Annotated in this window: 11 protein-coding genes; 4 read left to right on the top strand and 7 right to left on the bottom strand. The window is 58.6% G+C overall.

All coding sequences use genetic code 11. From position 1 onward, the window contains the following. Positions 1 to 43: 43 nt before the first annotated feature. The 3 genes from ADB02_RS04990 to ADB02_RS04980 all read right to left on the bottom strand — a co-directional run bounded on the left by ADB02_RS04990 (position 44) and on the right by ADB02_RS04980 (position 3785). Positions 44 to 1228 (bottom strand): IS256-like element IS3503 family transposase, encoded by a 1185-nt coding sequence (locus ADB02_RS04990; RefSeq protein ID WP_011018353.1) that lies wholly within the window; start codon positions 1226 to 1228, stop codon positions 44 to 46. 493 nt (positions 1229 to 1721) lie between these two features. Continuing rightward, on the bottom strand, positions 1722 to 3524 hold the full coding sequence (locus tag ADB02_RS04985; protein WP_049189851.1) for a heavy metal translocating P-type ATPase: 1803 nt from the start codon (positions 3522 to 3524) through the stop codon (positions 1722 to 1724). Between the two features lie 42 nt (positions 3525 to 3566). Further along, positions 3567 to 3785, bottom strand: coding sequence for a heavy-metal-associated domain-containing protein (locus ADB02_RS04980; protein ID WP_049189850.1), 219 nt, complete (start codon positions 3783 to 3785; stop codon positions 3567 to 3569). A 121-nt stretch (positions 3786 to 3906) separates the two neighbouring features. Between ADB02_RS04980 and ADB02_RS04975 the strand changes: the two genes are divergently transcribed. Continuing rightward, positions 3907 to 4449: a Crp/Fnr family transcriptional regulator gene (locus ADB02_RS04975; RefSeq protein ID WP_206540534.1), complete on the top strand. Its 543-nt coding sequence runs from the start codon at positions 3907 to 3909 to the stop codon at positions 4447 to 4449. Then, the gene (locus tag ADB02_RS11650; protein ID WP_308314167.1) at positions 4382 to 4630 is read left to right on the top strand and encodes a helix-turn-helix domain-containing protein; all 249 of its coding nucleotides are present in this window, start codon (positions 4382 to 4384) and stop codon (positions 4628 to 4630) included. The genes ADB02_RS04975 and ADB02_RS11650 overlap by 68 nt, the downstream gene beginning before the upstream one ends. Positions 4631 to 4659: 29 nt before the next feature. Here ADB02_RS11650 and ADB02_RS04970 read toward each other — a convergent pair whose 3' ends face one another. After that, a complete protein-coding gene (locus ADB02_RS04970; protein ID WP_049189848.1) occupies positions 4660 to 5076 on the bottom strand; it encodes an iron chaperone in 417 nt (138 codons plus the stop codon). 59 nt (positions 5077 to 5135) lie between these two features. Between ADB02_RS04970 and ADB02_RS04965 the strand changes: the two genes are divergently transcribed. Then, on the top strand, positions 5136 to 6518 hold the full coding sequence (locus tag ADB02_RS04965; protein WP_049189846.1) for a DHA2 family efflux MFS transporter permease subunit: 1383 nt from the start codon (positions 5136 to 5138) through the stop codon (positions 6516 to 6518). Here ADB02_RS04965 and ADB02_RS04960 read toward each other — a convergent pair. Beyond that, positions 6502 to 7194 carry an AAA family ATPase gene (locus ADB02_RS04960; protein WP_049172583.1) on the bottom strand — a complete coding sequence of 231 codons (693 nt, stop codon included), beginning with the start codon at positions 7192 to 7194 and terminating at the stop codon, positions 6502 to 6504. The two genes, ADB02_RS04965 and ADB02_RS04960, sit on opposite strands and share 17 nt — an antisense overlap. Beyond that, entirely contained in the window at positions 7191 to 8204 is a 1014-nt protein-coding gene (locus ADB02_RS04955; protein ID WP_049172581.1) for an App1 family protein, read from the bottom strand. The genes ADB02_RS04960 and ADB02_RS04955 overlap by 4 nt, the downstream gene beginning before the upstream one ends. A gap of 93 nt (positions 8205 to 8297) precedes the next feature. On the opposite strand from ADB02_RS04955, the gene ADB02_RS04950 reads away from it, so the two are divergent. After that, complete coding sequence (locus ADB02_RS04950) at positions 8298 to 8624, top strand: transglycosylase family protein (RefSeq protein ID WP_005511827.1); 327 nt, start codon at positions 8298 to 8300, stop codon at positions 8622 to 8624. Here ADB02_RS04950 and ADB02_RS04945 read toward each other — a convergent pair. Beyond that, a complete protein-coding gene (locus ADB02_RS04945; RefSeq protein ID WP_049172579.1) occupies positions 8621 to 9850 on the bottom strand; it encodes an HNH endonuclease signature motif containing protein in 1230 nt (409 codons plus the stop codon). The two genes, ADB02_RS04950 and ADB02_RS04945, sit on opposite strands and share 4 nt — an antisense overlap. Positions 9851 to 9976: the final 126 nt, after the last annotated feature.

Here is a 9976-nt window from a genome sequence, read left to right as displayed (position 1 = left end):
GGGTTAAGTAAAGAAAAGTGTGTCTTTTCCGGGCGTGTTGCGGTTATTTGATCCAGCCTTTTTGGATGCCGAGGTTGTGTTGGTAGCTGGTGTCGATGGCGGTGTCGTATTCTGCTGGTGCACCGATGTCATTGGTAGTGGCTGTGGTGTTGTGGGTGATCAGGTCTGTTGCTGTGGAAAGTGCGTCTTGACCCCATCGTTGGTCCCTGGCGATCTTGACCGGATCGTCAGGGACTTCTGTATGTAGATACAGCCACCAATCCATCACTGTGCGTTGATGCGGTAGTGATAGTCCGCGGTGTCTGCGGGCTAGTTCTTTTATGGGGGCGTTGATGCCACCTTCGAGGCTGTTTGTTGTTGCTGCAAGGTTGTCGGGGTCGATGGTTGTTGGTGGGGGTTGCAGGTAGGTAAACAGCAGGTCTCTGCGGTGCAGAGATAGCAATGATTGATAGGCCGCTCGGACGCGTTGGTGGGTGTAGACCTTGGTGTAGGCGCCGGTAGCAGGGTCTTTGATGGTGGTTTTCTCGTTCATCCATTCCCGGTAGGTGTGGTCGAATTCGTGCAGGTGGGCGACCCATGTGGATGCTTGGTCAAGGTCGGTGATGCGAGTGAGTTTCAGGGCTAGGCGGTAGAGGGTTTTGCCGGCATCGGTGCGGGGGTTGCTGGTGGTGTGGCGGCGGACTGTTCGTTGGGCGTGGACGAGGCAGCGTTGGATGCGTGTTGTTGGCCAGCAGTGGTGGATGGCTGATTGGGCACCTTGTCCGCCGTCTGTGACTGCGATTAGTGGTGCGGCAATGGGGCGTAGGAGTTCGGTGTAGGCGGCGGTGGTTTCGTGTCTGGCCCAGGTCCAGTTGATGACGTGGGTTTTACTGGCTGCGATCAGGAGGCATCCGGACTTTAGATAGGTCGCGTCGAGGAAGATTTGGTCATGGATGCGGAATGAGTCGATGGTGGGTGTGGGGATGATCCACCAGCACCATCGGAATCGGTGGTGCATGGTTTGCCTGGTTACGCCATGGTGTGCGGCGAAGGTGGTTAGAGATTGGGTGCCGGTGGCCCATTGGATGAACAAAGCCATGGTGGCGGTGTTTTTGTTGTGGGTTTGGGTGTTGCGGGTAAAGGAGTGTCCGCAGTGGGTGCAGCGCCAACGGGTGGTTGATTTGCTGGTGGTGCCGTTTTTCTTTGTGTTGTTGCCGCATAGTGGGCAGCTGGGGCGGTTGGTGGTCATCCTTTAATCCAACCGGTGTGCGGTTAGCACAAATGTGGCCGGAGGTGCGGGATGGTGTGGGTAATAGCTTTCGGGGAGCTATTCTTTGGTGATTTGTGGTGTGTGGTCTGGGGTTATGGTGGCATGCGGACACACTTTTCTTTACTTAACCCGGGCTTGGGTTGAAGCAGAGGCAGATGCTGAGCTGACGTTGTTGGCTTGTCCTTTAACTCTCCTTTAACCCTGTCCGGCACTTATGGCCAGGTTTCGGGGACTTATCGATGTATTCTCCTGACTTATCGATGCTTTTTCGGCACTTATGCGCACGCTGTGGGCCAGGCTCTTTCACTTGTCGATGCGCTATTCACTTGTGGACACGCTGTAGCGCATCGATAGGTGAATAGCGTGGCCATAAGTCGTCGGATGCGTGGGCAGAGTGCTGGAACGGCGCGGCTCCGTTAACCCCGTTGGCCCCATTGGCTGCGTAACCCGCCCAAACGCGACCTAACCCAACCTAAGCCCGCAGCAGGCGCATGGCGTTGACAATCACCAGCAGCACCGAGGCTTCGTGGACCAGCATGCCGATCGCCATGGTGACATCACCGGCGAAGATGCCCGACATCAGGGCGACCACTGTCAGCAGCGAGACCACAATATTTTGGCGCATGATGCGCACGGTCTTCTTGGCCAGGCGAATGGCCTGGGGCAGTGCGAGCATGTCATCACGCATCAGCGCAATGTCGGCCGTTTCAATGGCCACGCTCGTACCAGCCGCACCCATGGCGATACCGGTATTGGCCGTCGCCAGAGCCGGGGCATCGTTGACACCATCGCCAACCATGCCGACTGTGTAGCCCTCTGCCTGCAGCTTTTCAATCACCGCTTGCTTGTCCTCCGGCAGTAGGCCGGCGTGGACCTCATCAATGCCGACCTCGCGGGCGACAGCTTCGGCGACTCGCTGCGCGTCACCAGTGAGCATGACAACCTTCTTCATACCAGCGGCGTGGAGCTCGTCAACCATCTCCTTGGCATCTTCGCGGATTGAGTCCGCCACCGAGATGACACCGACTCCACGGCCATCGACCGTGACGAACATGGCCGTGCGGCCGAGCTGCTCCTGTTCCGCTGCGATGTCGAGCAAGTGGTCGTCGTTAAGCAATGAACGATTGCCCACGGCGACGCGCTTGCCTTCGACGGTGCCGACGATGCCGCGGCCGGTGATCGGTTCGACATCGGTGGCGGGGGTGCCATCGGCGAACTCGACGATGGGGCCGGCCAGTGGGTGTTCGGAGTAGGTCTCGATTGCCGCGGCGAGACGCAGCACTTCGTCCTTGGAGGTGCTGGGGACGGTGGCGGGGACGAGGACATCGACAAGTTGTGGCGTGCCGGAGGTCAATGTGCCGGTTTTATCCAGTGCCACGGCATCGATGCGCGCGGCGGTCTCGAGGTATTCGCCGCCCTTAATCAGCAGGCCGGAGCGGGCGCCGCGGCCGATACCGGCGACGATAGCCACCGGAATCGAAATCACCAGTGCGCCTGGGCAGCCGACGACAAGCAGCGTCAGCGCCAGCGTGACATCACGTGTAATCAGGCCAGTGACCAGTGCCAACACGATGATTGCCGGCGTGTGCCAGGTACTGAAACGCTCGAGGAACGTCTGCGTCTTGGCCTTGGCATCTTGGGTATCCTCAACACGGCGAATGATCCGCGCAAGGGTTGTATCGGAGCCAATGCCTGTTGCTTCTACGTGAATCGCGCCCGAGGTCGACACCGTACCGGCGTAGACCTGGTCACCCTCGCCCTTTTCCGCCGGGATGGATTCACCGGTGATGGACGATTCGTTGATGGTCGCCACGCCTGTTCGCACGACACCGTCAACGGGCACCGTCGCGCCGGGCTTCACGACGACAATTTCTTCTGGCTGTACCTGCCCCGGATCCACTTCGACCTCCTGGCCGTCGCGGATAACGGTGGCGGTCTCGGGGGCGACCTCAATCAGCTCGGACAGCGCTGCCCGAGTTTTGTTCATCGTGCGGGTTTCCAGCGCGTGACCGAGGGCGAACAGGAAGGTCACTGCTGCGGCCTCCCAGTAGTTTCCTACAAAGATCGCACCGATGGCGGCGATAGAAACCAGCAGGTCAATCGAAATATTCTTGACCTTCAGAGCACGAATCGCACTGATGAGGATTGGCAGACCGGCGATGATTGCGGCAACAATCATCAACCCGTCGGAGTACATTGCACTTGCGTTAGTGGCATGTTCAAGCACGAGCGCTAGTGCAATAGTGACGCCCGAGACTGCCACACGTTTGAACATTCAATTTCCTTGTCAGGTAGTCAGTCGGTTTAGGTGGGTTAGTTAGAAGGCGGAGTAAGTGGCCTTGTAACCGGCCTTGCCAATTTCAGCGATGATGTCGTCGCGGCTTACCGAGTCCGCATGATCAACCTCAATGCGGCTGGAGGCGAACTTCACCTCGACGCTGTCGACACCGTTCATGGCACCAACCTGGTTTTCGATCTTCTTAACGCAGGACGGGCAGCTGAAACCTTCGGCGCGGAAAGTGGAGTGGGTGGTCATGGTATTTCCTTCCTGTGAGCTGGGCTTTGTCCGTGTGACTTTGCCTCTGTGACTCTTAAGGTATGAAGGATTTGCAGGAAGTAACATGACGGCCGTCAATTAACGGAAATAAAGTTGAAATATGTCGAAAAGAACTCCGCTGCGCATCGTTGAATTGCCGCATCAATGCCCGCGACCAGTGCGAATGGCGGCGTTATCGCATGCTTCGTACTTCACTGGTCTCGGTGAGGATGTCCTCGATGACGTCGATAAGCAGATGCGGACGGTGAGTTTTTCGGCTGGCGAGCGCATCTATACCGCCGGTGAGTCTGCCGATGCGCTCTATGTTGTGGCGGTGGGGCGCGTGAAGCTGACGCGCAGTGGTGCCGATGGGGCGGAGTGGATCAGCGACATCGTGGTCTCCGGCGAGTTGTTCGGTGCGCTGGGGTCTCTCGGCGAGCCGTATCACCTGGAATCGGCCGAAGCGCTGGTGGACACGTGCCTGCTCACGATCGGCCCCGACGAATTCCGTTCGGTGCTGACGACGTATCCGCCCATCGCGCTGCGCGTGCTTGACGACGTCGCCGCGCGCCTAGCTCACGCGAATTTCGAAGTCGGTGGAGCCTGTACCTCAGCGCGTTGCGCGGGCGTTGCTGCATCTTGCGAAGAAAGTGGGCCGCCGTGAAGGACCCCGCTTAGTGCTGGATGTGCCGCTGACCAGGGCGGATATCGCCGGTCTTGCTGATTCCACGCCGGAGTCGGTCTCGCGGGTGATGAGTAAGTGGAAGCGCGAGGGCATCATCGATTCGGGCAGAAGGTGGACGGCCATTATTGATGAGGATGCCCTGGCGGATTTAGCGATGTAGGTGGCCTCGGTGTGAGCCTGGTGTTGGGCCTATCGCCAAAACTTGGTCATCCCGCGCTTGTCCTCGATGTTGAACTCAATCATCTTGGCCAGCAGGTCCAGCGGCATGGACTCGGCCTTGCCGTCCTTTGGCCAGGGGAAACGGACCATCATTTTTCCGTAGGAGAGGCCACGGGCATCGAAGTCGTCGGCGAACTTTTCAATACCTGCGCGTTCCGGGGCAATCGCCATGTGCTTCTTGGCGTAGGAGAAACCGATGATAAAAGTGCCATCGAGCGTGAACATCGGCTGATTCCAAGCGTTGCGAACGCCGAGTTCCGGGTACTTTTCGTGAACCCATTCCAACACTTCGAGAGCGACAGTGCGCTGCGTGTCATCATCTACCCGCGAGAGGTGATTGGCGAAGAACTCGGCGGTGGTTTCATCGGTCATATGCTGAACAGCCATGGCCTGGATTTTACTGTGCCATCAACTAACACCCGAGCCATCAACTAACATGACTCCGAGTGGCTACAGATTTGAATACTCAGTTTGATCCCAAAAAGGCGTGGCCAGCGCTATGGACCGTTTTGCTCGGCTTCTTCATGATTCTGGTCGACGCCACCATTGTCACTGTTGGCATCAACACCATCCAGCATGAACTGGGCGGTGAGCTCAACCAGGTCATGTGGGTGACCAGTGGTTATCTGCTGGCCTATGCTGTGCCGTTGCTTATTACCGGCAGGCTTGGTGACCTCTGGGGAGTCAAGCACACCTATGTAGCGGGCCTGGTTATCTTCGTGTTGGCGTCGCTGGCGTGTGGGTTGGCGCCGTCGTTAAGCATGCTGATCATTGCCCGTGTGGTGCAGGGACTGGGGGCCGCGCTGCTGACGCCGCAGACGATGGCGCTGATTACGCAGATGTTTCCGCCGGCGCATCGCGGTGCGGCGATGGGCCTGTGGGGTGCGGCGGCCGGAATTGCCTCGCTGACGGGGCCGCTGGCCGGTGGTGTGTTGATTGAGCTGCTGAGTTGGCGCTGGATTTTCCTCATTAATGTGCCGATTGGGCTGATCGGGCTCGTTTTTGCGTTCCGCTATCTGCCGACATTTGAGACACACCGCAACAAGATTGATTATCTCGGTGTTGTACTCAGCGCGATTGGTATGTTCCTGCTGGTCTTCGGCATTCAGGAGGGGGAGAGTGCCGGCTGGTCCGGTTGGATCTGGGCACTGATTGCCGGTGGCGTGGTGGTTCTTGGACTATTCACCGCGTGGGAGGCCAAGACGACGGCCGAACCGCTGATGCCGCTGTCCCTTTTTAAGGATCGCAACTTCACCATCTCCTCGCTGGCCATTGCCGTGATGGGCGCGCTGGTGGTCGCGGTTGGTTTCCCGATCATCCTCTTCGCCCAGAATGCCCGCGACCTATCGACCATCCAGGCCTCACTACTGCTCGTGCCGCAGGCGCTCATTTCCGGTGTCATGGCGCCATGGACTGGGCGAATGCTGGACCGGCTGAAGTTCCGCGAGTTCGCGCTGATCGGTTTTGGGTCCTCGCTGGTGGGCATGCTCGGGTTCCACTACCTCATCCACGAGGACCTCTCCGTGCTGTGGCTGCTACTGCCGGGCGCCGCATTCGGTGTGGCAAACGCGTTTATTTGGGGCACGCTGTCGACGGCTGCTACTCGCAACATCGACCCGTCCCTCGCCGGTGCCGCCTCCGGTGTGTACAACACCATCCGCCAGATTGGCAGTGTGCTGGGCAGCGCGCTGATTGCTACCGTCATGGCCGCAGCTCTCAGCAGCAACCGTGGCGACTTCACCACCGCCATGAGTGACGCGATGTGGTTACCGGTGGCACTGTCGGCCCTGGGTGTCGTGGCGGCGCTGGGGCTTAAGAATCCGAAGTAAAACGCTCCACCATGTAGTCCGCGATGCCGACGGGATCGGCTAGGAAATCCCTGGTTGCCCGTACCGCGAGGGTGTCTTCGAAGTGGGTGGTGTCGGCGTCGTCAAGCGAAATGATTGTTGCTTCCGGTGCGGCGAGCAGGATGGGGGAATGCGTCGCCATGATGATCTGTGCGCCGGCTTCCGCGAGCGCGCCGAGGCGGCCGAGGAGCTCCAGTTGGCGTAGGACCGACAGTCCGGCCTCGGGTTCGTCGAGGAAGATCAGTGATTCGGCGCTGAAGCGGCGTTCGGCCAGCGTCATGATGGATTGGCCGTGGCTCATCTGGGTGAGGTCTGCCATTTCTCTGCCACCTGGTAGCTGCCCAAGCGACTCGTAATAGCGCGCGAGGTTCAGGTGCGCGTCGCCGCGAAAGAAAAACGTATCCGGGGGATTGCGCCTGGTCAGCGCCAGTGGGACCGGGGAGGTGCGCTCTTGCGTCTTGTATCGCGAGCCGCCGTCTGTATCGACCCCCATCGCCGATGCCAACGCCTCCAGCACCGTCGACTTTCCCTTGCCGTTTTCGCCGGTCAGGATGGTAATCGGCGTGGTGAAGGTCATGGGGAAGGGCAGCGCGAGCTTTACGACGTACGCCGGGAGCTCGGCATCATCGTGAATACGGGCATGACGGAGATAGATCATGGTTGCGGCAGCTGGTCAATCTGTTTGAGCAGTTCATAGCCGTCGGCGCCCTCGATGAACGGGACCTCCTTGTTCTCCAACTTTTCAATTGGCACCGCCGTGCCGTGAGAGAGCACGTGCTCGCTGGGAGTGAGGTTGCGGATTGCGATTGCCGCGACCTTGTCCGGATGCTCCGCCGCGGCCGTGCCGTAGATGAGCGGGTCGTACTGGCCATCATCGCAGACGAGAATCCAGTTGATTTCGGGGAAGTCAATAAACAGGTCGCGAAGTCGCACCTTCTTGTGTTCCTTGCCCGAGCGGAACAGGCCGGTGGGCGTTGGCCCCCAATCGGTGAGAAGCAGTGGGCCCTTCGGCAGGTTGTTGCGGTGCAGGAACTTTTTTAGGGTGCTGAAGGTGTTCCACGCTCCGGTGGAGAGATAGATGACGGGGACGTCCGTGTCCTCGTCGGTTTTGCTCGCGTAACGACGGCGAAGCTGCGCATAAAACTCGCTGAAGCCAGCGACGGCCTTGCGCTCGTCTGTCTCCTTGACCCAGGAGTTGTAGGCGGCGATGAGGGCGCGCGGCAGCATGGTGACCAACACGGTGTCATCAATATCGGAGACGATGCCGTATTTGGTCTCCGGGGAGAGGATGAGGACCTCTGCAGGAGTGTCGTTGATGGTAATTTCGTGCCAGCCGGGTTCGAGGCCGTGATTCCTGATTAGTACCTCGATATAGCCGTTGCTATCCGTGGTGGTTTCCACCGTGCGGTCGCCGGCAGTGATGGTGACGGGAAAGTCCGCGAGTTCGACGGTAAAGAACTGCCAAAATCCGCGTTTTTTGTTTCGTTCTTCGTCTCGTTTTTTGGCCGGATCCTTCAGGAGGACACGGCCGAATACGCGCACGCGCTCTGCATTTCCGTACCCGGTGAAACCGATGATTTCCGGTTCCCAACCAGCGTTTTTGGAACGCTTGGCGGCCAGCGCGTTGATCCTTCTCTCGGTCTTGCGGACGACATCTGCCACGGACATGCTTTCCAGGATACGGGTTGACAGGACGGGGGAGGGTGCGCGTAGGTTGGTCGCCCAAGAGAAAAGTCAACCCTTTAGGAGTGTTCTCTTTTTATGCGTTTTTCCGGTAAGTTCATCGCATCCGCCGCTGTGGCAGCAGGCATGATTGCTGCCCCGACCGCCGCCGCTAACGCTGCATCAGTCAGCGCCTGGGATCAGGTTGCGGCATGTGAGTCCGGCGGAAATTGGCAGACCAATACCGGTAACGGCTACTACGGCGGACTGCAGTTCTCGCAGCAGACCTGGAGTGGCCACGGCGGTGACCAGTACGCACCGACAGCTGACCAGGCCACTAAGGAGCAGCAGATTGAGATTGGCGAGCGCGTGCTTGCCTCCCAGGGTGCTGGCGCATGGCCGAACTGCGGTGGCCCGCTGGGTTAATCCTCCCCATCATCAAAGACCAGATCTGGCACAGCCGCGAATGACAGCCACCACTTCATGTAGTGGTCATGGCGTGCTTTCGTCTTCTGGGTAGCGCGTTTGTCAAATGTCTGTCGCCCGAACCCGGCTAATGGTCCGGCCGGGACGGTCGCCGCGGTAATACCGTCGGCAGAGGACCACACCTCTGAGCCGTCCTCATAAGCGGTGATATCCCAGAGCTTGTGGGTTTTCAGGTTGTGGTGCTTCCTGCATAGGCAGTGCAGATTCTGTGTGTCGGTGGGGCCACCGGCTTCGGGGTCTTCCTGGTTGTACGGCGCGATATGGTCAATATCGCACTTGTACGCTGGGACTTCGCAGCCGGGGAAGCGACATGTTCCATCGCGACCGTGGACGCGGGCGACCTGCGCTGGAGTTGGACGGTAACCATTGGTGGCGCTGTCTGCTGAGAGGCGGACATGCGTCACTTTTTGCATCCACTCCTCCGTGACCAGCGCGCCTAGCCAGCCGGCACCGTCCAGCCAGGCATCATCACTGTGGGGCTCGCGGAAAACATTGAGCACAACTTCCGCATTGGTGCGCTGGTGGATGAGTTCCACAAATGCATCCGCCTGCGTCATTTCCTCATTCGCGCGGAAGACCGTTTCAATTGCGCACATGGCAAAATAGGCGCGGTCCGGCCGCAGGGTGAGAATGATTTGGGAGTAGCTGTCGGGACGTTCCACGAGAGTCACCGATTCCGTGTCGGTGATGGTGGGAATTGTGCCGTCGGCGCGAGCACGGTCATCCAAGTCCGCAGCAATATCACCAATTTTGGTGGTGAGAGTGCGAGGACCAATCATTGCTTGACGACGCTTCCGTGGCGTAACCAATGCCAGAATCTTCTTCTCTGCATCGGGTATTTGATCAGGCTCGATGCCGACCACGCCATGTGCAATGATGCCGAGTTGCCGCATGGACAGTGCGCAGCTTTCCCGGGCATATTCCGCCAACTGTGGCATTTTCTCCAGCAACAGGCCAATGTCACAGATACGTAGTGCCTCACTGCGAGTGATTCCCAACCGAACGCTGATGCGAGCGGCATGGTTTTCAACGTCATCATCACCTGCAGGGCAGCAGGCTTCAATTAACTCAAGTTGAGCGCGGTTGGTAGCCCGCGCGAGTGCTGAGAGCTCATCTTCAGGATTTTCATGAGCCCAATATGGTTCGGGTACTTGTTCGGACTTCATTGGATCCCCCTGGTGCTCCAATGGTTGTCGGTTTTCTTTCGAACTTACTTGCTATCTTACAGACGCTTTTCTGACTTGTAAAGAGAAATGAAAGAGAATTTTGAGGAGTTTTCGAAGATGGTTAGC

It is taken from the genome of Corynebacterium sp. 212_CJEI (assembly GCF_001055915.1).
GTDB lineage: Bacteria > Actinomycetota > Actinomycetes > Mycobacteriales > Mycobacteriaceae > Corynebacterium > Corynebacterium jeikeium_D.
The sequence above is the reverse complement of the archived record's forward strand: the minus strand, read 5'-3'. Positions and strand labels throughout refer to the sequence as shown.

What these genes read in the sequence shown, in the direction of transcription:
- ADB02_RS04990 (WP_011018353.1), bottom strand. Translation starts at nt 1,228, where the DNA reads ATGACCACCAACCGCCCCAGCTGCCCACTATGCGGCAACAACACAAAG.
- ADB02_RS04985 (WP_049189851.1), bottom strand. Translation starts at nt 3,524, where the DNA reads ATGTTCAAACGTGTGGCAGTCTCGGGCGTCACTATTGCACTAGCGCTC.
- ADB02_RS04980 (WP_049189850.1), bottom strand. Translation starts at nt 3,785, where the DNA reads ATGACCACCCACTCCACTTTCCGCGCCGAAGGTTTCAGCTGCCCGTCC.
- ADB02_RS04975 (WP_206540534.1), top strand. Translation starts at nt 3,907, where the DNA reads ATGTCGAAAAGAACTCCGCTGCGCATCGTTGAATTGCCGCATCAATGC.
- ADB02_RS04970 (WP_049189848.1), bottom strand. Translation starts at nt 5,076, where the DNA reads ATGGCTGTTCAGCATATGACCGATGAAACCACCGCCGAGTTCTTCGCC.
- ADB02_RS04960 (WP_049172583.1), bottom strand. Translation starts at nt 7,194, where the DNA reads ATGATCTATCTCCGTCATGCCCGTATTCACGATGATGCCGAGCTCCCG.
- ADB02_RS04955 (WP_049172581.1), bottom strand. Translation starts at nt 8,204, where the DNA reads ATGTCCGTGGCAGATGTCGTCCGCAAGACCGAGAGAAGGATCAACGCG.
- ADB02_RS04950 (WP_005511827.1), top strand. Translation starts at nt 8,298, where the DNA reads ATGCGTTTTTCCGGTAAGTTCATCGCATCCGCCGCTGTGGCAGCAGGC.
- ADB02_RS04945 (WP_049172579.1), bottom strand. Translation starts at nt 9,850, where the DNA reads ATGAAGTCCGAACAAGTACCCGAACCATATTGGGCTCATGAAAATCCT.